Source organism: Haladaptatus sp. SPP-AMP-3 (genome assembly GCF_049568665.1).
Taxonomy (GTDB): domain Archaea; phylum Halobacteriota; class Halobacteria; order Halobacteriales; family Haladaptataceae; genus Haladaptatus; species Haladaptatus paucihalophilus.
In genome coordinates this window covers 2014966-2037361 of record NZ_CP145897.1, presented here as the reverse complement: position 1 = coordinate 2037361, position 22396 = coordinate 2014966, and the positions used below count along the sequence as shown (strand labels likewise).

Here is a 22396-nt window from a genome sequence, read left to right as displayed (position 1 = left end):
TTTCCGTGCGCGACGAACGCAGTCGAACATCGTTCAACTCGGCAGATAGTTCGGTGATTTGAAATCATCGGGCGAGAAGTATTCGGTATGATATCCCAGAGTACGAGCGATTTGATAACCGGGGCGAACGACGCGATACCGCTCGCCGTGGGGTCCTCGAACCCGACGGTCGTGCTCCTCGTCGGCGTCGTGATACTCGTGTTCGGCTACCTGATTCGATATCAAGGAATGACCGAACTCATCAACGGCGTCAGCATGGCGACGGTCGCAGACCAAGAGCGGGTCGGGAACCTCGTCGGGGGCGTCTCCATCGTCCTCGGTCTCATCACGCTCGGTTACGCCGCCCTACTCACGCAGGGCATCAGCGGGAGCACGATCGAATCGGCGTACGGTGCGGTCGTCGTCATACTCGCCGTCGGTGCAGTACTCAAAGCGCGTGGAATGTGACGAGACGGGAAGTCACTGCGACAGGACCGTTTCGACGGAAAACCACGTATCGACGGCGACCGAACCGAGAATCGTCCCCGCAACGCTCAAGCCGAGGGTGAGGAGGGCAACCGTGGAGAGGTCCACGTTCGGATAGAAACTCAGGACGAGGAGCGTGCCGAGGGCGGGTGCGATGGCGACGATGTTCGTGACATTTTCGACGGCGTTCACCACTCGACCGGTCGCCGAAAAGAGCGAGGCGATGACGGTGACGACGACGGCCCACAGCGTGGCCGGAATCGGCGTCAGGAAGGCAACGTAGACGAGATGATCGAACCGAGTTTTGAAAGAAACGCCGAGGCTCAGCAGAAGGACGATTGCACCGCCGAGGGAGACGACGGCGAGAACGAACAACTGTGCCAACGTCAGGACCATCGACCCGGTTATCAACCCGCGAAACACCTCGTCCGGGTCGTAGGGTGCGGCCAGTAGGAGTTCGAACCTACCGCTCTCGATTTCACGCTGAGTGAACTTGCGACCGACGCGAAGGCCCGTGACCGCGCCGAATATCGACAGCATGTACGGACCTTGGACGAGCACCAGCGCGAGTACACCTGCACTTGCGTTATCGACGCCGCCGAAATAGCGGCGAGTGTACAGTCGAATCGCGTTCTCCGTCGCCCCGGTCAGTAAGTTCGGAGAGCGAGCAGTGATGAGCGTAACGAACAGGAAGAACACGCCGTATCCGACCGGTGAGAGGAACATCCGGATGCCGAGCGCGCGGAACTGTCGCCACAGGAGCGCCTCGCTGAGATGGAGCGAGCGGTCGAAACTACGCATCCGTCCCCTCTCGGTTCACCGTCTCGAAAAACGACTGGAGCGGGTCGCGTTCGGTCTCCACATCGACGACCTCCGCACCCCGTTCACCGAGACGTTCGATGACGTCCACGACGGTCGTGTCAACGTCGATTTCGAACCGCAAGGACCGACCGTGACGAACCGGTTGGAAACCGAGGTCGCGGAGCAGAGACCCTCCGTTGTCGGTCGCCAACGTCACCGTGATTTTCCGCGTTCCCTGTCGATTCACGATTTCGTCCGTCGAACCGGACGAGACGATTTTCCCCTCGTTCAGGAGAACGATTTCGTCGGCGAGTGCTTCGGCCTCGTGGAGATTGTGCGTGCTGTAGACGAGCGTCGTATCGGACTCGGCGAGCATTCGGAGCAGGTCGAGCAGTTTCGAGGTGACGGACGGGTCGAGTCCCGTCGTGGGTTCGTCGAGAAACACCAGCGACGGGTCCGAGAGCAACCCGCGCGCGAGCGCGACGCGTTGTGCCTGTCCGCGACTGAGCGCACTGCCGTTGGTTGCGAGCAAATCGCGGAATTCGAGCGAGTCGGCCAATGAATCGATTCGTTCGCGCGTGTCGTCGGCATCGAGTTCGAGGACGCGACCCCAGAACGCCAAAGTCTCTCGAACGGGGAGGTTCGGCGGCAAAGACGGCGTGTGCGGAACGTAGCCGACGTCGCGTTTTATCTCGGGGTTGTCGAAAGGGTTCCCGCCGTCTATCGATACCGACCCTCGCTTCGGTTCGAGCACGCCTGCACCGACGCGGAACAGGGTCGTTTTTCCGCCCCCGTTCGGACCCAAAAGAGCGGTGCATCCGGCGTCGGCCACCATCGAGAGGCCGTCTAGGATGCGATGTCGTCCGTAGCCCGCGACGACATCGTTCAAACGCAGCATGGACTGTTGATGGTTGACATTTTTGCTATAATAACGCTCCGAATCGACGAGAAATCGAGGAGCGTTTCGAACCGCGACGGACGGTGTGCGACGAGCAAGGAGAAGGCCGTGGTCCACCCCCTAACGACACAATCCCTTTAGGCGTCGCCGACGGCCCTTTCGCTATGGAGTTCGACCCGGACCAACTCGAAGCGCGACTGATGACGCACGGCGTCTACGTCACCGAACTCGACGTGGACGAGGGGCGAATCGACATCGAATACGAATCCATCGCCGCCGGGAAAACGAACGCGGTTCCGCACCGGGAGGTCGGCCGCGTCATCAACGTCGTCCGGGACCTCGCCGAGACGCCGCGGGACGTTCACGGGTCCGTGACCGACCTCGACGACGAAGCGGTCGGTCGCTGGCGTGCCGAGGCCGAGTGGCTTCGAGCGTTGGAGGACGAGGAGCTATCGGAGGTCGATTTCTCCCAGCGAGTCATCGAGACGATAGACGAGTCGTAGCCAAGGCCCGATTCGTCACGGGGAGCGCAGTTGAGACCGAAACGCCTCCGGGGCCGCCTCGGGGTGGATGGCCGACGAGAGGTCGGCTTCGTAGACCATCGGCCACGGGAGGCCGCGGGTGACTCGCAACGTGTCGCCGTCGATTCGAACGTCGCGGATGCGCCGCCACGGGACGAGAGACCCGCCGCTTTCTTTGTTCGGTCGGACGAGCAACCCGTCGTCCAGTGCGACGAGTCCGACTTCTTGGTTACCGGTCAACAGCGACCCGATGGTCGTCCCGATGAGCGTCCCGACAAGCGTCACGGAGAGAAATTCAACCGTAACGAACTCGCCGAGTATCAGTTTGACCACGGCAATCCCGATTGCGCTGGAAACCAGCGTGAGCGGCAGTTCGTAGAGTCGCGATTTGGTACCGATGACGTTCGCTCGGACCGACCGGGTTTGGTACAGTATCTCCGCGTGGCGACTCGAACCGAGGGAAGTTGCGACGAGTGCGACGACTGCAAACACGGATAGGCGGAGGATGATTCCGGCCGTGGGGTCGTAGTCCGTGAACACCTCGGCGAGGAAGACGCCCGCGAAGGGGAGGACGCCCGCGACGGCGAGCGACCGATGGAGGCGGGAGCAGACCGCGCGGTCGAGTTCGTCGCGGAACTGCTCGGCGGCGGTCCACCCGAGGAGGGTGACGAGAAGACCGATTTCGATTTCGTTCGCGGGCGCATCGGACCACAGCCACGGGAGGGCGGCCGCGACGGCGGTTCCGACGAAGAGGCCGAGCGCGACGCTAAACGGCCGAAACCGGGGAGGGCGGAGCTGCATACGAAACACGTAGCTTCCGAGTCATATTAATCGTTCTCCATTTTCGGAGAAAGATGAACGGTGGTGGCGAGGAGAGCATCGGGAATTCCTCGGCGTAACCGGCAGTGTTGGCCTTCGCCGACGTGCTCCGCTGGGCGGCCCGCAACCGCTAGCGCCGAACCACGAACTCCGGCGAGCAACGTTGATAGCCGAGCGAGGCGTTACTAGGGATGCGATTGGGGGGAGTTCGCGTGGGGGCACTTGGATACGACAGATTGGGAGGAGTGGCGGGTATCGCGCTTCGGAGGGTACGCTCCGAGCTACGGGTGGCGTTCGTCGTCTTCGTGGGGGGATTTCTGGCGACGTTCTACGCGCTTCGCTACTGGATATGGCCCGCGTTGGCGCGGCGGCTGCTGGAGTCGAAGGCCGTCGTCGTCGCGGTAACGCCGTTCGATGTCGTCCTGCTACAGGCGAAGCTAGGACTCATCGCTGGCCTGCTGATGGCCGCGGTCTTCCTCCTCTATCGAACGCGGCGGACGGAGCGAGGTGGGGACCTCTCGATACCGGGAACGCGACGGACGCGACTGCTGGTCACGGGTCTGGTGGTCGCCCTGTTCGGCGGCGGCGTGGCCTACGCGTACCTCGTCTTCCTCCCGTTGCTGTTCGATTTCCTCGTCGACAACGCGATTCGGTCCGGTTTCAAACCCACCTACTCCATCGTGGAGTGGACGCAGTTCGTGCTCCTGCTGACCATCGTGCTGGGGTTCACCGCCGAACTGCCGTTGCTCATGGGAGGGCTGGTGTACGCCGACGTCGTTCCCTACGACCTGTTCCGTGACCGATGGCGCTACGCCGTCTTCGGCATCGTCGTCATCAGTTCGATGGTGAACGGTTCGCCGGACCCGTTTTCCATGTCGCTCGTGGCGATACCGATGACGACGCTCTACTTCGTGGGACTCGGCTGTGCGCGACTCGTGGACCGCGGGAGCGGCGGGAGTCGAACCGGCATCGGGGGAGACCGTCCGGGTGAAATCGACCTTTCGTCCCTCGACGCGTCCGGGATTCGCTCCGCGCCGCCCGAAACGTTCGATTCGCTCGCGGAACACGAGGCGCTCGAACTGGCGGATACTGCGCTCGATTCGGGCGACCACGAGCGAGCGGCGGCCATCCTCGACCGCTTCGACGCCGCGAACGAAAACGGGGACGACGAAGCGGAGGAACGAACCCCCGAAAGCGAAGCCGACGACGGGAACGGCCTGACGACCGCAGTCGAGGGGACCGCGGCCCGGATGGCGTCGGTGTTCACGGAAGAAGAGAAAACCGAGGACGACATCGGCGGGTACTACTACGACCTGCGGTTCGTCCTCGGAAGCCTTCGGAGCAAATCGTTCCGCCTCGCGGGGATGTTCATGGCCGTCGTCGCGCTGACGTTCACGTTCCTCTACGGGGGCGGCATCGGCGCGATAAAGCGGGATTTCCTGACGAAGCTTCCCGAGGGCGTGAATCCAAGGGCGTTGAACATCGTCCTCCTGCATCCGGTCGAGGCTCTGGCGTTCGAGATGAAGGTGAGCCTCATCGCGGGCGCGCTGGCGGTGTTCCCGCTGGTGCTGTACTACGCGTGGCCCGCCGTCGAAACCCGTCTGGGCGCGCGCGCCGACCGAAAGGTGTTCCTCGTTTGGTGCGGCGCGCTAGCGGTGGGACTGTTCGGCGGGAGTTTCGTCGGCTACCGCTACGTCGCGCCGGAGGTCATGTCCTATCTCGTGGCCGACGCCCGCGCCGCGGACATGATAATCGCCTACCGCACGGGGGCGTTCTTCTGGTTGGTGTTCGCGCTGACCGTCGGGGTCGGACTGCTGGCCGACGTTCCGGTGACGATGCTGTTGTTCCATCACGGCGACGTCGTTTCCTACCGGACGATGCGGCGGCGCTGGCGTGAGGTTTCCGTCGGCGTACTGGTCGTCGCGGCGGTGCTTCCCGGCGGCCTGCTGTTGATGCTGTTCGTCGGGACCGCGGTGATGATCGCCTACTGGTTCGGGTTGGCCGTGCTCTGGGTCGATTCGCTGGGTGGGGGGTTGTTACGGGTGGCGACGTAGGCCGTCCGGACCGCGACCGGAATCGTTCAGAAACCCCTTTACCGACCGCCCGGGAACGGACTGGTATGTTCCTGACGTTCAGGGAAGAAGTCGAGGACGCCCTTCTCGCGGCGCTTTCCGCCCTCGACCTTCCGACCGACGACCTCGGAATCGAGACGCCCCCGGAGGGCGTGGACGCCGTACTCGCTTCCAGCGCGGCGTTCCGACTCGCCGGGGAGGTCGGCGCACCGCCACCGAAAATCGCGGCCGACATCGCGGACGAAATCGACGCCGACGGCTACGACCACATCGCGGCCGCGGTGGGACAGGGGCCGTACGTCAACTTCCTCCCCAGCGACGCCTACTACGACGAGACTGTCGAGACGGCACAGGACGAAGAGTACGGCCGTCTCGAACCCACCGGCGAGAACGTCGTTGTCGAGCACACGAGCGCGAATCCGACCGGTCCGGTGCACGTCGGGCGTGCACGGAACCCGATTACGGGGGACGCTATCGCGCGCATTCTGGACTTCGCGGGCAACGACGTGGACCGTCACTACTACGTCAACGACGCTGGCCGTCAAATCGCTGTGTTCACGTGGGCCTACGAGACGTTCGACGAGGAGGACCTGCCGGAACCCGAGCGCGAACGCGCCGACTACGACCTCGTGCGCTACTACCGCAAGGGGAACGCCTACCTCGAAGAGGCCGACCCGGAGGACGCGGACGAGGCCGAGACGAAAATCGCGGCGATTCTGCAAGGCCTCGAAGAGAACGACGAGGAGACCTACGAGCGCGTGGGCGAAGTGGTCGATACCGTCCTCTCCGGGATGCGCGTCACGCTGGACCGCCTCCCGGCCGAGTTCGACGAGTTCGTCAAAGAGACGCGGTTCATGTTCGACGGCAGCACCGACGACGTGGTGTCGCGCCTCAAGGAGGACGAACACGCCGTCTACGAGGAGGACGCGTGGCAACTCGACCTCTCGGAGTTCGGCTTCGAAAAGAACCTCGTCTTCCTCCGTTCGGACGGGACGAGCCTCTACACGACCCGCGACTTGGCCCACCACGAGTGGAAACTCGACAACTACGACCGCGCCGTGACGATCATCGGCGAGGACCACAAGCTACAGGCCGACCAACTCGCTCAAGCCCTCGAAATCCTCGGTAACGACACCGACAAACTGACCTCGTTCCACTACTCGTGGGTCAACCTCCCCGAAGGCGGCATGAGCACGCGTGAAGGGACGGGCATCGACATGGACGACCTGCTCGACGAGGCCGAAAAGCGCGCCCGCGAGGAGGTCGAGAGTCGCATGGACGACCGCATCCGCGACGACGACCTCTCCGAGGCGGACGTAGACCGCATCGCCCGACAGGTCGGCATCGGCGCGGTCCGCTACGATATCATCTCGAAACAGCCGACGAAGACGATCACGTTCGAGTGGGAGCGCGCGCTGGATTTCGAGGCCCAGAGCGCCCCCTACGTCCAGTACGTCCACGCGCGCTGTTGCGGCATCATGGACGAGGCGGGCGAGGTGCTCCGCACCTCGGATACAGCGAGCGGTGATGAACCGCGAGCAGGAGGCGAAATTCCGGCGGAAACCGACCCGTCCGTCCTCGATTCCGAATTCGAGCGGGACCTCATCGAGGTCATCGCTCGCTTCCCGAACGTCATCGAGGAGGCCGCGGAAGACCTCGAACCGCACGCGGTCGCCACCTACACCCGCGAGTTCGCGGAGACGTTCAACGCGTTCTACCGCGAGTGTCCGGTCCTGACCGCCGAGGACGACGAGGTCCGCGACGCGCGGCTCGCGTTGGTCGCCGCCGCGAAGCACACCATTGCGAACGCGTTGGGCGTCATCGGCATCGAAGCGCCGGAGTCGATGTAGGCGACGACGGCAGTGGTGCTCTCACCGTGGTGAAAACGAGGACCACACTTCGAGACTGCCCGACTCCGTGATTCGAATCTCGTAGCGAACACGTTGTTCGCTACTCCGCGATTTCGCCGACACCTCGTGCCACGTCCCTTCCTGTGCCAATTTCGTACGCAGTTCGTACACCGCTGGCTCGCTTTTCAAGTCGTCCGCGACGACGCCGAGCGTGCTACTCGCCGGATGGCGCTCCGATTTCATCGCCGTAACGTGGACCGTCTTCCTCGCAACCGTCGTCTCGTTTCGGATAACCTCCGCCTCGATGGTATGCGCTTCATCGTCGAGGTTGCGGACGGAAACGGATTCCAGAACGACCGCCGGTTTCGGGTCGTGCAGCAGAGAACATCCCGAGAGTGCACCGCCGATGCCACCGAGAGCGCCCAGTAGAAACCGCCGACGGTTCGGAGGGGAACCTCGCATATACAACTTTCAAATATGAATCACGTCTTCAAATGAGTATCGAGTGAGGGCGAATGGAACGGAAAAAGGAGAGCGTCCGTCGGCGACCGACATCGTGGGGCGTCACGGAGTCAGGTAGCTGGTTCGAACCGCCGGAGCGGCAGCTAACAACGAATCGACGCGAATGAACCCCGCCGCCCCGGAGAGGCTTCCGCCGATGTACAGTATTCCGGCGTACGCCAATCCGAGTGCAACGAGCAGGAACAGGACGATCCACCAGAACGGAACCGAATTACCATCCGCCATTTCGTACTAGGGACCACCGCTGGCTACTTGGTTATTGGCCGCGTTATGAATGAATTCGAGACGATAGGGACAGCACGCGCGGGACGAGGGGAAACTCGGGATTCGAAAGGAGACTACCGGAACAGGGAACCGATTCGGCCGAACAGGCCGTTCGTTTCCTCGTCGTCGCCGTCATCCTCGTCGACATCGCTCTCGTCGGCGTCATCGTTCAAGTCCGAGCGAACAGGCCCGTCCTGAAACGGGACGGCCTCCACCTCGTCATCGTCGTTCGGTTCGGCTTCGACGATTTCGTCCGGCAGGTCGGGCGACGATTGTGCGGCGTCCTCGCTCGTCGTTTCGGCTCGCGTCCCATCGTGGTCGGAAAGGACGGTATCGAACTCGTCCGAGCCGTCCCGGTCCGTTGCGGTGGAATCCGCCGTAGTGGAATCTTCCGTAGTAGGGTCCGCGGCACCGGGGTCCGCCGGGGTCACGTCGTCCGCCGGAGTCGCGTCGTCCGCCGGGGTACCGTTCTCGTCGTTCGCGGGGGCGAGCGGGTCGTTATCCGGAGTCGTCGCCGCCTCGGGTTCGAGCGGTGCCGGTTCCGAGGACGGTTCGGAGTCGTCCGCGTCGCCGCCGGTTTTGATGACCCGCCGGTCGATGAGGTCGTGAACCGGGTCGGTTTCGGGACCGGACGTTTCGGGACTCGATTCCGACTTCGATTCCGTGGGTTCGGGTCCGGATTCGGGAGCGGAGTCGGACGGTGGAGATTCGGGGACGGAATCGAAGGCTGACTCGGACGCCGCGGGTTCCGGTGGAGAATCGGAACGGGAGTCGGGGTCGGCGGCAGGGCCGGAACCCGGGGATGACGATTCGCCTTCATCGGCCGAAAAGTCCATCCCCAACTCGGCGGCCTTCAGGTCGGGTTCGACCGGTGACTCGAACCCGGAGTCGGAGTCGTCGTTCGAGTCGGGAGCGACGGGAGAGGAGGGCGTGGCGTGCGAGACAGGCGTCGCATCCGAGTCGGATTCCGCAACCGAACCGGATTCCGCGCTCGCCGGATCCGGTTTGGTCGGATCCGATTTCGACGCGTCCGCGTTCCACGGACTCGCTTCGTCGGCCTCCTCCGACGGCGGTTCCGGGTCGGGATTCGACGCCGTGGCCGACGACCCCGCATCAGGGGCGGTTCCGAGTTCGAATTCGGCGTCGGCGAGCGATGGGACGGCGGCCTCGTCGGTGCTGGGTTCGCCGGACAGTTCCGGGGTGTCGGTCTCTCCGGTGAGGATATTCGCGAGTTCGCGGTAGGCCGTCGCGGCGGGACTATTCGGCGAGAAGGCGGCCAGCGGCCGACCGGCGTCGATACCCATCGGGACGGTTTCGTCATCCGGGACGACGGTGAGGACCTCGGTGTCGAGCGTTCCCTCCACGTTGTCCGCGTTCAGGATGTCGTTTCCGCGCTGGGTGAGCACGGCACCGCCGACCGTTCCCTCGACGCGGGCGGTGAGTTCCGCGGTTTTGGCGGTGTCGCGCACCGCGGCCACGTCGGGCGTGGTGACGAGCAGCACCTCGTCCGCGAGCGAGAGCGGGAGGATGGTGTCGTAGCTGATACCGGCACCGGTGTCGAGCAGGACGTACTCGTAGTCTTCCGTGAGGTCGGCGACGACCCGCTGCAACTGTGCCGTCTGTGATTGTGCGAACGTGTAGATGTCGGTACTACTCGGGAGCACGTCGATATTCCCGGGGGCGTGGTACACCGCATCCTCGACGCTCGCGTCGCCGGAGAGCACTTCGTGGAGCGTCGCACCGTCCAGTTCTAAGTCGAGGTAGCCGCCGACGTTCGCCATCCCGAGGTCCGTATCCACGACGATAACCTCGTGGTTCGCCGCCGCAAGCATCGCCCCGAGGTTGATTGCGGTCGTCGTCTTCCCCACACCTCCCTTCCCGCTCGCAACCGCGAACACTGTCCCTGTCATGGTCGTTGTGTCAAACCGAACAACAGCACGTATATAAAGTTAGTCCGTCCAGCAGGGAAATCGCGGGTCACAACTGATAGTACGAATCGGTCCTAAGAGCGCGTCATGAACGAACCGGGTATCGACGTGCTGATGGACCAAACCACCATCATGCGTCGCGTTGACTCCGGTGTAGTGCCGGACTGGGGCGTCGAACACTACGAGAGCTTTCGGAACGGCCTGCTCGGAGAGCGAAACGACACCCCGTTCCCGTGTTATTTCGGCATCGAAACAGAACAGCGAGGCGACTCGTTGTACACCTTCTGTCCGTCGATGACCGACAAGGACGCGCTGCTCTCGCTCGGCGAAACCATCGTGGAGTACCACGAGGTCTACGAGGACCACAGCGAACGCGCGCCGCTGACCGTGTTCTTCAAGCCGTCGGCGGAGACGGCCACCGAAGTGGAGTATCACGAGTCGATGTGGCACATTCTGCAGTTCCTCCACGTTCACGACCCGGAACCGTGGCCGGAGGAGATTCCGACGGACCCGGACGACAACGAGTGGGAGTTCTGTTTTAACGGCGAGCCGATGTTTCCGACCTGTCGCGCGCCGTTCTACGAGGGCAGGAAGAGCCGCTACTGTCCCGTTGGCCTCGAAATCACGTTCCAGCCGCGCGCCCTGTTCGAGGGCGTGACGGCGGACACGGAGCGCGGACAGCGTGCCCGCGAAATCATTCAGGGGCGACTGGAGGAGTACGACGGCGCGTGCCCGCACGCACAGCTCGGCGACTGGGGCGTCGAAGGCGACCGCGAGTGGCCCCAGTACCTGTTTTCGGAGGACGAGGAGCAGGCACCGGACGAGTGTCCGATTCGGACCACCCGCGAACACCCGAAGAGCACGATTCTCATCGACGCATGACGTCCGACCTCGACCTCCCGACCGACGCCGTACTGTTGGCAATCGACTTCCAGCAGGGCTTTTCCGACCCCGCGTGGGGCGAGCGCAACAACCCCGACGCCGAGGAACGGGCGGAAGAACTCCTCCACGCGTGGCGGGAGGCGGACCGTCCCGTCGTTCACGTTCGGCATAATTCGACGGAGGAGGATTCGCCGCTCCGCGGCGATTCGGACGGCTTCGCGTTCATCCCGGAGCTGGAACCGACCGACGACGAAACGGTCTTCGAAAAGCGCGTCAACAGCGGCTTCATCGGGACGGAACTAGAGGCGTGGCTCCGCGACGGCGGGTACGAAACGGTCGTCGTCGTCGGATTGACCACGGACCACTGCGTTTCGACGACGACGCGGATGGCGGAGAATCTCGGCTTCCGCCCCGTCCTCGTCTCGGACGCGACGGCGACGTTCGACCGACGCGCGCCTGACGGCACCGAGATTTCGGCCGAGACGAACCACCGCGTCGCGCTCGCACACCTCGACGGCGAGTTCGCGGCGGTCGTCGGGACCGACGACCTGCTTTCGGCGATGGCGTGAGGACTCGAGACGGCGAAATATCGCGCTAACACGCCGCAAGCGAGGTCAAAGGTTACTTACCAGTTGGAGCGGCTAGAAGGGAGTAATGAGCCAGCAGGACGGAGAACAGTCCGACAGGAAAAAGTACGAGTTCCAGAAGGTCATCGAGGACTTGAAGCAGTACGAAGGCTCGGGGACCCAACTCGTCACCATCTACATCCCGGAGGACAAGCAGATAAGCGACGTGGTTGCGCACGTCACCCAAGAGCACAGCGAAGCGAGCAACATCAAGTCGAAGCAGACGCGAACCAACGTGCAGGACGCGCTCACGTCCATCAAGGACCGACTGCGCTACTACGACACCTTCCCGCCGGAGCGGGGAATCGTCATGTTCAGCGGAGCCATCGACACCGGCGGCGGCCAGACCGACATGGTGACGAAGGTGCTCGAAAGCCCGCCGGACCCGGTGGAGTCGTTCCGCTACCACTGTGACTCCCAGTTCCTCACGGAACCGCTGGAGGAGATGCTCGGCGACAAGGGGCTGTACGGTCTCATCGTCCTCGACCGACGCGAGGCGACCGTCGGGTGGCTGAAGGGAAAGCGAATCGAACCGGTCAAATCCGCCTCGTCGCTCGTCCCCGGCAAACAGCGCAAAGGTGGTCAGTCCGCCCAGCGTTTCCACCGACTGCGCCTCGAAGCCATCGACAACTTCTATCAGGAGGTCGCGGGAATGGCGGACGACCTGTTCGTCCCGAAGCGACACGAGTTGGACGGCGTGCTCGTCGGCGGTCCCTCGCCGACGAAAGACGAGTTCCTCGACGGTGACTACCTCCACCACGAAATCGACGGAAAGGTTCTGGACAAGTTCGACATCGCCTACACCGACGAATCCGGCCTGTATGACCTCGTGAACGCGGCGGAGGACACGCTCGCCGACGCGGAGGTCATGAAGGACAAGCGGGAAATGAACGAGTTCTTCCGCGAACTCCACGAGGGCGACCTCGCCACCTACGGGTTCGAGCCCACGCGCCGAAACCTCATCATGGGGTCCGTGGACCGCCTGCTCCTCTCCGAGGACCTCCGCAAGGACGTCGCCGTCTTCGAGTGCGGCGACAAGGAGGAGTACGAGTTCATCGACCGTCGAAAGGGCGACCCGGAACACACCTGCGAGGACGGAACCGAGGCCGAGATGGCCGAGCGTGAAGACGCCATCGAGTTCCTCATGAACATCGCCGAACAGCGCGGCACCGAGACCAAGTTCATCAGCACCGACTTCGAGAAGGGAGAACAACTGATGAACGCGTTCGGCGGCGTCGCTGGCATCCTCCGCTACTCGACCGGCGTGTAAACCGTCGGGTCCGTTGCTGCTGTCCTCTCGTTACTCTTCATCCCGTTTCGGCATCGTCGAATAGTGCGGCGTGGCGTCGATGTCGGGTCTGTCGTCCGGCATCGTGGAGTACGAGAACGTGACCTTCATGTCCGGGCGACCTCCCGGCCCGCCGCCGGTACGGTCGTCCCCTCCCTCGCCACCGGAACCCAACTCGCTTTGGGCGATTTGGTCCTTCAGTCGGTCGCGGGCGGCGTCGATTTGCTCTCGGAACTGCTCGGCGTTCTCCTCCAGTTCGGACTGGAGTTTGCCTTCCGTCGCCTTCGAGGCCACCTCGTCCGTGTCGCCGGTCATATCGTCGAGACTCGAACCGTCTTCGTCGTCGTCAGAATCGCTACCGGAGAGGGAACCGATGGCGTTCGTCAATTCCGTTCCCTCCTCCCACAGGCTCTGCATTTCCTCGGAACTCCAGAACTCGCGGAAGTTGACGGCCTTCACGAGTTCCGTCGAGTCGAGCGCGTCCCGCGCGTTCCCGCTTTCGACCGCGTCCGGAACGTTTTCGAGTTCGACCGCGTTCGGTAACTGCCCAACGTCGACGGTTTTCAGGAACGCGTCGGCGTCGAAGCCGTCGAGCACGTCCTCCGCTTCGTCGAGGAGGGGCCAGAGAGTGTCGGCCCGCTCGGAAATCTCCTCGAACGTGTCGGCCGATTCGAAGGCGTCTTCGAGTCGCGCCAGCGCCCGCTGTATCCGCGTGAGGAGTCGCGTGCGGGAATTTTCGTCGTCGAACGCTTCGAGGGACTGTCCCAACTGATTCGAAAGGTCGGCGAAGTCGGTTGACATGGTGTATCACCTGTTGGACGGCAAGCCGTCTCGGAAGGACGGTCGTTCCGGGAGTACAGGTTCCGACACGCACGGGGATAAACGCAGTCGCTAGTAGCGAACGGTCGGGGCGGGTAAGGTTCCATTACTTCCGTACCGATTCTCACTCCGCGGTCGCACGGCGCGCCCGAAGTTCGAGATACGAGACGGTCGAGGCGATGGTGAGGACGAGAACGCCTGAGACAACGTGAAACGTGGTGCGGCTAGATAGTACGCCGACTGCGGACTCGACACCCACCCCAATCACGAGCAGTTTCGTTGGAATCGGAAGGAGCGCGACGACCACGACGAACGTGGCAACGCGACGGAGGGAGAGACGCCAGCGGAACGTGACGAAGTACGCGGCGGTTCCGGCGGCGAGGACACACAGTTCGAGAACGCCGTTTTTCGTGACGGGTGGAAGAGCGATTCCGTAGAACGCGACACAGAACGCGATGGAGAGCAGGAAGGTCGAAACCAACCAGTGCGGTTGTCGCTTCATGCAATCTCCGGAAGTCGTCCGTATCGGCGTCGGTAAACGAGGAGATACGTGATGAAAAGTAGAATCACGAAGTAGACGGGTGTGTAGAGGATTTGCGTGAACACGTCGGGCGGGCCGAGTACAAACCCGAGAACCATCGCGCCGACATAGCTAATGGTGACAATTCCGGCGAGACCCTGCCACCGCGTCGGCGGATATCGTCGCTTGTTCGCCCGTCGAACGACGAGGAGGTAGTAGAGGGCGGCAGGCCAGAGTATCGGTCCAAGAATCGCCCAGTAGAGAGGAGATGAACTGCCGCGGGCGGTCGCATCACTTCGCATCCAGTACGAAAACGACACGATTCCGAAGAGGATTACCAGCAGAATGGGGATGGAGGTGAGATAGGTAACAATGGGAAGAGACATAACCATGGATTCACATTGAAATACAAATATTTTCTGCCGTTGTTCACGATGACTAGCAAGTCAAGGACGACGCTCGTGGAGCAATCCCCGCCGGACGGGACGTACAGGTCGGACTGCACAACCGAACCCACTTTATTGCCGGAAGGACTCACATCGCACATGAGCAGGTTCGCCGAAGTAGACGACCAGTACGAACCGCACTCGGTGGAAGACCGGGTGTTCGAGTACTGGGACGACGTGAACGCCTACGAGAAGACGAAGCAGGCGCGAGAGGGCGCAGAGCGGTTCTTCTTCGTGGACGGGCCGCCGTACACCTCCGGGGCAGCGCACATGGGCACGACGTGGAACAAGTCGCTGAAGGACACCTACATCCGCTACAAACGGATGCGGGGCTACGACGTGACCGACCGGCCGGGATACGACATGCACGGCCTGCCCATCGAGACGAAAGTCGAGGAGCGACTGGGCTTCGAGAACAAGAAGGACATAGAGGAGTTCGGAATGGAGAACTTCATCGAGGAGTGCAAGGAGTTCGCCAACGACCAACTCGACGCGATGGACGAGGACTTCAAATCCTTCGGCGTCTGGATGGACTGGGACAACCCGTACAAGACGCTGAGCCCCGAGTACATGGAGGCGGCGTGGTGGGGCTTCCAGCGCACTCACGAGCGCGGACTTGTGGAACAGGGCATGCGCTCCATCAGCCAGTGTCCGCGCTGTGAGACGGCCATCGCCAACAACGAAGTCGAGTACGAGGACGTGGACGACCCGTCGATATACGTGAAATTTCCTCTCTCGGATCAGGAAGGAAGCCTCGTCGCGTGGACGACGACGCCGTGGACCGTCCCGGCGAACACGTTCGTCGCCGTCGATGCCGACGGGGAGTACGCCGAAGTTCGAGCGACCAAAGACGGCGAGACCGAGACGCTGTACGTCGGCGCGCCGAAAGTCGAGGAAGTCCTGAAGGAAGGTCGCTACGACGAGTACGAGGTGGTCGCGGAACTGACCGGCGAGGAGATGCTCGGCTGGGAGTACGAACACCCGCTCGACGACGAGGTACCGGACCACCCGAGCGGCGACGGGACGCTACAGGTCTACGAGGCCGACTACGTGGACGTCGAGGGAGACGGTACCGGACTCGTCCACTCCGCGCCCGGACACGGTGAGGAGGACTTCAACCGGGGTCGAGAACTCGGCCTCGACATCTTCTGCCCCGTCGGCGGCGACGGCGTGTACGGCCCGGAAGCGGGCGAGTACGAGGGGCAGTTCGTCAAGGACGCGGACGAAGAGATCATGGCCGACCTCGAAGCGAGCGGCCACCTGCTTGCGTCCGGCACCGTCCACCACAGTTACGGTCACTGTTGGCGGTGTGACACCGGCATCCTGCAAATCGTCACCGACCAGTGGTTCATCACGGTGACGGACATCAAGGAGGAACTCCTCGACAATATCGAGGACAGCGAGTGGCACCCGCAGGAGGCCCGCGACGAGCGGTTCTACAACTTCGTGGAGAACTCGCCGGATTGGAACGTTTCGCGCCAGCGCTACTGGGGCGTGCCGATACCCATCTGGACTCCCGAAGGTTGGTCGGGTGAGATGGAGGACGTGGTCGTCGTCGGTACGCGCGAGGAACTCGCCGAGGCGGTGGACCAAGACGTGGACCCCGAGGACGTGGACCTGCACCGCCCGACGGTGGACGACCTGACCATCACGAAGGACGGGACGACCTACACCCGCGTCCCGGACGTGTTCGACGTGTGGCTCGACTCCTCCGTCGCGTCGTGGGGTACGCTCGACTACCCGAGCAACGAAGAAGATTTCGAGGAACTGTGGCCCGCCGACCTCATCATGGAGGCCCACGACCAGACGCGCGGGTGGTTCTGGTCGCAACTCGGCATGGGCACCGCCGCACTGGACGAGGTGCCGTACGACGAGGTGCTGATGCACGGCTGGGCGCTCGCCGAGGACGGTCGAAAGATGTCCAAATCTATCGGCAACATCGTTTCCCCCGAGGAGGCCATCGAACGCCACGGCGCGGATCCGATGCGCCTGTTCCTGCTCTCGCAAAACCCGCAGGGCGAAGACATGCGCTTCTCGTGGGACGAGATGCAGAACATGCAACGGAGCCTGAACATCCTTTGGAACGTGTTCCGGTTCCCGCTCCCGTACATGCGCCTCGATGGATTCGACCCGGATGAGGTGGACGTGCGGGATGCCGAGACGGAACTCGTGGACGAGTGGCTGCTGTCGCGGTTGCAGACCGTGACGGCCGAGATGACCGCTGACTGGGACGACTTCCGGCAGGACAAGGCGCTCCGCACGCTGCTCGACTTCGTGGTCGAGGACGTCTCGCGGTTCTACATCCAGGTCGTCCGCGAGCGCATGTGGGACGAGGGCGACAGCGCGAGCAAGCAGGCCGCCTACGCGACGTTCTACCACGTCCTGAAGGAACTGGTCGCCCTGCTCGCGCCGTTCGCGCCGTTCGTGAGCGAGGACATCTACCAGAACCTCACGGGCGGCGAGGGCAAAGAAAGCGTTCACATGCTCGACTGGCCCGAAGCCGACGAGTTCTGGCAGGACGAGCAGTTGGAAGAAGACGTTTCCGTCCTCCGCGCCGTCGAGGAAGCGGGTGCGAACGCCCGTCAGCAGGCCGAGCGAAAACTCCGCTGGCCCGTCTCACGAATCGTCGTGGACGCGCGTGACGATTCGGTCGTTCACGCCGTCGAACACCACGGCGACCTGCTGGCCGACCGCCTGAACGCTCGCGAGGTCGAGTTGGTCTCGCCCGACGAGGGCTGGGGCGAACTCGCCTACAGCGCCGAGGCGGACATGAGCGTCCTCGGTCCCGCATTCGGCGGCGACGCGGGGCAGGTCATGAACGCGCTCAACGAGGCGCGCGTCACGGAACAGAACCTGTCCGCGCTCGAAGACGCGGTTTCGGACGCGCTCGGCGAAGACGTGGAACTCGACGACGAGATGGTCGAATTCGTCACGAAGACGCCCGACGACGTGTCCGGCGCGTCGTTCGACGTCGAGGGTACGGAACTCGGCGTCGTCTACGTCGATACCGCCCTCACCGAGGACATCGAGAGCGAGGGCTACGCCCGCGAAGTCATTCGCCGCGTGCAGGAGATGCGAAAGGAGGAGGACCTCGACATCGAGGAGACCATCGACCTCGAACTCGACGTGCGGGACGAGCGCGTCGCCGAGTTGGTCGAGCGCCACATGGACCTCGTGAAAGAAGAGGTCCGCGCGGAGAGCGTCGGACCGGTCGAGGACGGCTACCGCAAGACGTGGGACGTTGAAGGCGTGGAGATGGAAATCGCCATCTCGCCGTTGGCGGAAGCGGAAGCGTAGAACACCGAATCGCGAACGGTGCGAGGCGCGAAGCGCCTCGCTGAGTGAGCGGGGCGAGGAACCCCCGACGGAGTGCCGAGGGCACGACTGACAGGGGTGACGACGTGCTTTTGGTCCAGCTTTTACTGCACTCGCTCACTGGTAAAAGCTGGATTGCAATCTCGCCATTGGCGGAAGCGTAGAGCAATCACCGCGAACGGCGGGGGAGCGGAGCAGCCGGGTTCGCGCGGATGGCACCCCGGTTCGATGCACCTCTCGTTCGAGATATTTCACGGTGAGAAGTGACCAAAGCTATTACCGAGAAGTGAGTAGCAACGTTCGTCGGACGGAGCTATAGAACGGAACACAGTTCTCACAATCATGATACTGGAAGCGTTTTCGGATTCGAAGGGAATCGAAATTACGGATCCGATCGAAAAGACACGATTCCCGATCCGTACGCCGACGCGGGTGTCACCGGCGGACGTGGCGGTAAGCGACCTCGACTTTCCCGTCGAGACGGCGGTCGAGATTCGGACATCGACCATCGAAATACCGTTGAGTCGCGGCATCTTCGTTCGGGACTTCGACGGACGGCTCCGTTTCGAGAGCGGCGAAAATAGCGATGAAGCGAGATTGCCGAGCGACGACTACGTAGTCGAGCTCAGCAACGCGCCGATGAAAGTGTACTTTTCAGTTTCCGGGCCGGTATCGTTCGAGCGAAATCACTCGGGGTCGACGTTCTCGTTCGAGCGTGAGCGTCGTATCGTTATCGGCGCTCGCTCACAGTTTCAGAAGCCGCCAGGAACCATCACGGTGACCGACGATGCCGACGACATCATGCGAGCGATGTCGGTGTTCGGGTCGGCGTTGAAAACCACGAGTCCGGAGCGGTCGTATCCGACGCTCCGCGGCCATCCGCCGCTCATCGAACGCGGCGAGGAGTTCCACGTATCGTCCTCGATACCGTCATCGGCGACGGAGACGACGCTCGTGCTTCCGCCGGAGCGGGAGTATCTCTATCCGGCGACCTCGCTCGCCTACTATCTCAACTCGTCCGTCGTCCCCGGAAAACAGCCTCGCCTCGTTGCCGGTGACTTCGAGTACGAGTTGGACGGTGACGATGGCTACGAGGCGGCGGTCGAACGCGTCCTTCGGCAGGTGTTCTTTCTCGATTGTCTCACGCGGACGAACGAGTTCTATTCGGTTCAGCTCCACGAGCGGGAGGTGGTCGAACCGCGACTCGATATCGATTTAGACGCGCTCTTCGACACACCGGTGACGGAGCGTCTTCCGGCGTATCTCGGTGTTCCGTTCGAGACGCTCGAACCCGCGATTTCGCCGTGGCATCTCGCCGTCGATACGGTGCCGTCCGAGCGCAACGTCGAATATCTCCCGTTTCTGGCCAACAAGCTCGCATTCGTTCGGACGGCACGGTTGCCATCCGAAGCGACGGAGAAAGCGCCGGAGCTAATGCACGAATTTTATCGGGCCGGGGCCACGGATTCACCCATCAGTACGGACATCGAATCGAAGACGCGACCGGAAATATTCGAGTTGAAGGGCGAACCGGACACGATAGAGCGTGCATGGGTCGGTCCGGGGTACCCGCTTCGGTGGAGCAAGTTGACCTACGATGGACTGTACGCGAAAGCGACCCGAAATCGGACGGCGGAGAACGCATCCACCTCAACTATCGATGTCACCATCGTCTGCAACGACACCGCGATGCAGGACGAAAGCGATGTCGTTCGCTACTACGACCTCCGCGAACTGCCACGGTTCGACATCTCCGTTCATCACCGAACGACGAAAGCCGAACTGGAAAAACACCTCATCGAGCAGTCCGACTTTTTCCACTACATCGGCCATATTTCGGACGACGGAATACAGTGTGAGGACGGCTATCTCGATGCAAGAGGACTCTCCGAGGTAAACGCGGCGATGTTTCTGCTCAACGCGTGCAATTCTTACAGACAAGGAACTGCGCTCATCGAGCGTGGCTCGACGGCGGGTATCGCCACCCTCTCCAAGGTCAGCAACACGACCGCGACGGACATCGGTCGGTCGCTCGTTCAGTTGCTGAGTATCGGGTTTCAGCTCCAGACCGCGCTAACGGTGCTAAATCGAATTAAATTGATAGGGTACAGATATATCGCTCTTGGGGACAGTAGTAAAACACTGTGTCAAAGCGAGAGTGTGGTAACTCCCGTTATCCGGGTCAAAGACATCGATTCGGAGATATTTGAAGTCGAAATGGATATGTATCCGACGAGAGATACCCATCGAGGGACGATTTTGGAGACCGCGGCAGAGAATGCATCCCGGTATCGTCTTTTGGCCGGCAAAATTGGGACGTTCGAGTTCACTCCGGGGCGATTGGAGGAGTATTTCGCAATGGAGCGATCGCCGGTCGAAATCGACGGCGAACTGTACTGGAGCGACGAACTGTCGGCGGAAGAAGTTACGGAGTTACTGTAGTCACATCGTCACGGCGCGTCAACTCCGTCGTTGGCGAAAGCTGGACTGCGATTACGTCGGCGAAAGAGGGAAAACCGACCGCGGAAGTCGAAGGTGATCGGAAAGTAGCGGTGCCCCAAAAGGTCGAACGTAGTTACGCCGACGAATCGTTCAGGAAGTCCTCGACGCCGGTACGCATGAAGCTCAAATCGGCACCGAGGAGGAAGAACCGAAAGCCGCGATCGGTTCGCTCGGATTTGATTTCCGGTGTCCGTCCCGCGATTCCCGGATACACGTCGTTGGTTTTCGCCGCTTCGAACACTCGCTCGACTGCCGTCGTCACGTCGGGATGGTCCTTTTCGCCCGGATGGCCGTACGCCGCGGACAGGTCGTTCTCGCCGATGAACGCAACGTCGATGCCGTCGACTGCGAGTATCTCCTCGACTCGTTCGACGGCCGACGGCGATTCGATTTGGACGGTGAGGAGCGTTTCCTCGTTCGCCGTGGTCACGTAGTCGTCGAACTCCTCGCCGTACGTGTTGGCCCGCGTAGTGCCAGCGACGCCGCGCTCCCCGGCCGGTGGGAAGTGGGTCGCTCGGACGACGGAATCCGCGTCCTCGGCGGTCTCGACGCCGGGGACGATGACGCCTTTCGCGCCGGAGTCGAGGGCGTGTTTCGCGCCGCCCGAAACGGCTGTTTCGACGGACGGAAGTCGAACTAGCGGCGTGGCGTGCGGTTCGACCGCCCGGACGAGCGCTTCCACGCGTTCGGGCGAGTGGGGTGCGTGTTCGGTATCGATGGCGACCCAATCGACCGACGTTCGGGAGAGTACCTCCGCCGCTCGCGTGCTCCCCGACAGAAGCCACGCACCGACGACCGCATCGCCGTGGTCGAGTTTTCGCATCGAACGGTTTACGATTGACATACGCGTCCCTTCGGCGGACACGTAATAAAAGGGAGACGTGATGGGAGGACGTAATTAGAGGGAATGCTCGGTGCGGGCGGACTTACAACGCGTCGGCAATCGTCGACGCGACGGACACCTGACTGACCGCCCGTTCGATGGTGTCGGTGCCGAACACCGCTTCGACGCCCGCCTGTGCGAGTTTCGTTCGTGCGTTCCGCGCGAGCATCGGGTGGACGCAGGTGACGAAGACGCGGCCCACGTCGCGTTCCTGGAGAAGGGAAACGGCCTCGCTCATCGTCGAACCGGTGGCGATGATGTCGTCCGTGACGACCACGTCGCGGCCGGTGACGTCGGTATCGCTGGGCGTGATTTCGACCTCGGAGCCGGAGATGCGTTTCTTCTCGAAGTAGTCGATAACGCCGTCGCCGTACGTGTCACGGACCGTCTCGGCGATGTCGAGCGCGCCGTCGTCCGGGGAGAGGAAAACGGGGTCGGTCAAGTCGTCCGGGAGAGGTTCCGCGAGACGACCCGCGGCGTCGATGGATTCGGCGGGAACGTCGAAGAAGTCACAGATGGCCTCCTCGTGCGGGTTAACCGTGAGCACGCGGTCGGTTCCGGTGCTGATGGCGCGAGCGACCGCTCGGGCGGAGATGGGGTGGCCGCGGTCGAACGCCCTGTCCTGCCGTGCGTAGCCCATGTAGGGGAGGACGGTGACGACCTCCTCGGCACCCCACTCGCGGGCGGCGTCCTGCAGTTGGAGCAGTTCGAGGTGAGCGTCGCTGGAGACGGTCGAGGCGACGACGACGGCACGACCGCCCTCGAATTCGGGAGCGGTCGCGAGCAGTTCGCCGTCCGGGAACGATTCGTACGCCACGAACCCGAGGGGTTCGTTCGATTCGTCGGCGAGAGTGGCCGCCAGAGATTGCGAGGCGGACCCACTGAGTATCATACGAGGAGACTGGATATGCCGGGTTAAACCGGTTTTCACTCGTCGGCACGTGTGACCAGTCAAGCCGTCACAGTCGCCCACCG

The 22396-nt window shown here is 62.7% G+C and carries 20 protein-coding genes; 9 read left to right on the top strand and 11 right to left on the bottom strand.

Going from position 1 to position 22396, the window contains the following annotated elements:
• The first annotated feature begins 87 nt into the window (after positions 1-87).
• Positions 88-447 carry a hypothetical protein gene (locus tag V5735_RS11310; RefSeq protein WP_423743614.1) on the top strand — a complete coding sequence of 120 codons (360 nt, stop codon included), beginning with the start codon at positions 88-90 and terminating at the stop codon, positions 445-447.
• Between the two features lie 12 nt (positions 448-459).
• On the opposite strand, the gene V5735_RS11305 is transcribed toward V5735_RS11310, so the two are convergent.
• A complete protein-coding gene (locus V5735_RS11305; protein ID WP_423743613.1) occupies positions 460-1266 on the bottom strand; it encodes a hypothetical protein in 807 nt (268 codons plus the stop codon).
• Positions 1259-2164 (bottom strand): ABC transporter ATP-binding protein, encoded by a 906-nt coding sequence (locus V5735_RS11300; RefSeq protein WP_423743612.1) that lies wholly within the window; start codon positions 2162-2164, stop codon positions 1259-1261. Before V5735_RS11300 ends, V5735_RS11305 begins: the two co-directional genes overlap by 8 nt.
• A 164-nt stretch (positions 2165-2328) precedes the next feature.
• Here V5735_RS11300 and V5735_RS11295 point away from each other — a divergent pair, with 164 nt between their 5' ends.
• The gene (locus tag V5735_RS11295; protein WP_423743611.1) at positions 2329-2667 is read left to right on the top strand and encodes a hypothetical protein; all 339 of its coding nucleotides are present in this window, start codon (positions 2329-2331) and stop codon (positions 2665-2667) included.
• Positions 2668-2682: 15 nt separating this feature from the next.
• Here V5735_RS11295 and V5735_RS11290 read toward each other — a convergent pair whose 3' ends face one another.
• The gene (locus tag V5735_RS11290; RefSeq protein ID WP_423743610.1) at positions 2683-3486 is read right to left on the bottom strand and encodes a hypothetical protein; all 804 of its coding nucleotides are present in this window, start codon (positions 3484-3486) and stop codon (positions 2683-2685) included.
• A 230-nt stretch (positions 3487-3716) separates the two neighbouring features.
• Here V5735_RS11290 and V5735_RS11285 point away from each other — a divergent pair, with 230 nt between their 5' ends.
• Positions 3717-5558, top strand: a complete 1842-nt coding sequence (locus V5735_RS11285) for a twin-arginine translocase subunit TatC (RefSeq protein ID WP_423743609.1) — start codon at positions 3717-3719, stop codon at positions 5556-5558.
• A gap of 65 nt (positions 5559-5623) precedes the next feature.
• Positions 5624-7426 carry an arginine--tRNA ligase gene (argS, locus tag V5735_RS11280; RefSeq protein WP_423743608.1) on the top strand — a complete coding sequence of 601 codons (1803 nt, stop codon included), beginning with the start codon at positions 5624-5626 and terminating at the stop codon, positions 7424-7426.
• Between the two features lie 21 nt (positions 7427-7447).
• On the opposite strand, the gene V5735_RS11275 is transcribed toward argS, so the two are convergent.
• From V5735_RS11275 to minD, 3 genes are all read right to left on the bottom strand, one after another.
• Entirely contained in the window at positions 7448-7888 is a 441-nt protein-coding gene (locus V5735_RS11275; protein ID WP_423743607.1) for a hypothetical protein, read from the bottom strand.
• Positions 7889-7990: 102 nt separating this feature from the next.
• Positions 7991-8173 carry a hypothetical protein gene (locus tag V5735_RS11270; protein WP_423746053.1) on the bottom strand — a complete coding sequence of 61 codons (183 nt, stop codon included), beginning with the start codon at positions 8171-8173 and terminating at the stop codon, positions 7991-7993.
• A gap of 113 nt (positions 8174-8286) precedes the next feature.
• Entirely contained in the window at positions 8287-10122 is a 1836-nt protein-coding gene (gene minD / locus V5735_RS11265; protein WP_423743606.1) for a cell division ATPase MinD, read from the bottom strand.
• 105 nt (positions 10123-10227) lie between these two features.
• Here minD and V5735_RS11260 point away from each other — a divergent pair, with 105 nt between their 5' ends.
• From V5735_RS11260 to prf1, 3 genes are all read left to right on the top strand, one after another.
• Positions 10228-11022 (top strand): YqcI/YcgG family protein, encoded by a 795-nt coding sequence (locus V5735_RS11260; RefSeq protein ID WP_423743605.1) that lies wholly within the window; start codon positions 10228-10230, stop codon positions 11020-11022.
• Positions 11019-11591 carry a cysteine hydrolase family protein gene (locus tag V5735_RS11255; RefSeq protein ID WP_423743604.1) on the top strand — a complete coding sequence of 191 codons (573 nt, stop codon included), beginning with the start codon at positions 11019-11021 and terminating at the stop codon, positions 11589-11591. The genes V5735_RS11260 and V5735_RS11255 overlap by 4 nt, the downstream gene beginning before the upstream one ends.
• An 85-nt stretch (positions 11592-11676) precedes the next feature.
• On the top strand, positions 11677-12918 hold the full coding sequence (gene prf1 / locus V5735_RS11250; RefSeq protein ID WP_423743603.1) for a peptide chain release factor aRF-1: 1242 nt from the start codon (positions 11677-11679) through the stop codon (positions 12916-12918).
• A 30-nt stretch (positions 12919-12948) separates the two neighbouring features.
• Here prf1 and V5735_RS11245 read toward each other — a convergent pair whose 3' ends face one another.
• The 3 genes from V5735_RS11245 to V5735_RS11235 form a co-directional block, all read right to left on the bottom strand.
• A complete protein-coding gene (locus V5735_RS11245; protein ID WP_423743602.1) occupies positions 12949-13737 on the bottom strand; it encodes a hypothetical protein in 789 nt (262 codons plus the stop codon).
• A 142-nt stretch (positions 13738-13879) separates the two neighbouring features.
• Positions 13880-14257, bottom strand: a complete 378-nt coding sequence (locus tag V5735_RS11240) for a hypothetical protein (protein WP_423743601.1) — start codon at positions 14255-14257, stop codon at positions 13880-13882.
• Positions 14254-14661, bottom strand: a complete 408-nt coding sequence (locus V5735_RS11235) for a hypothetical protein (protein ID WP_423743600.1) — start codon at positions 14659-14661, stop codon at positions 14254-14256. The genes V5735_RS11240 and V5735_RS11235 overlap by 4 nt, the downstream gene beginning before the upstream one ends.
• Positions 14662-14820: 159 nt before the next feature.
• Here V5735_RS11235 and ileS point away from each other — a divergent pair, with 159 nt between their 5' ends.
• Together ileS and V5735_RS11225 are read left to right on the top strand one after the other, a co-directional pair.
• Entirely contained in the window at positions 14821-18018 is a 3198-nt protein-coding gene (gene ileS, locus V5735_RS11230) for an isoleucine--tRNA ligase (RefSeq protein ID WP_423743599.1), read from the top strand.
• A gap of 360 nt (positions 18019-18378) precedes the next feature.
• On the top strand, positions 18379-20478 hold the full coding sequence (locus tag V5735_RS11225) for a hypothetical protein (RefSeq protein ID WP_423743598.1): 2100 nt from the start codon (positions 18379-18381) through the stop codon (positions 20476-20478).
• A gap of 133 nt (positions 20479-20611) precedes the next feature.
• Here the strand turns inward: V5735_RS11225 and V5735_RS11220 are convergent, their stop codons facing one another.
• Together V5735_RS11220 and V5735_RS11215 are read right to left on the bottom strand one after the other, a co-directional pair.
• On the bottom strand, positions 20612-21382 hold the full coding sequence (locus V5735_RS11220; RefSeq protein ID WP_423743597.1) for an HpcH/HpaI aldolase family protein: 771 nt from the start codon (positions 21380-21382) through the stop codon (positions 20612-20614).
• Positions 21383-21464: 82 nt separating this feature from the next.
• A complete protein-coding gene (locus V5735_RS11215; RefSeq protein ID WP_423743596.1) occupies positions 21465-22313 on the bottom strand; it encodes a ribose-phosphate diphosphokinase in 849 nt (282 codons plus the stop codon).
• Positions 22314-22396 lie beyond the last annotated feature (83 nt).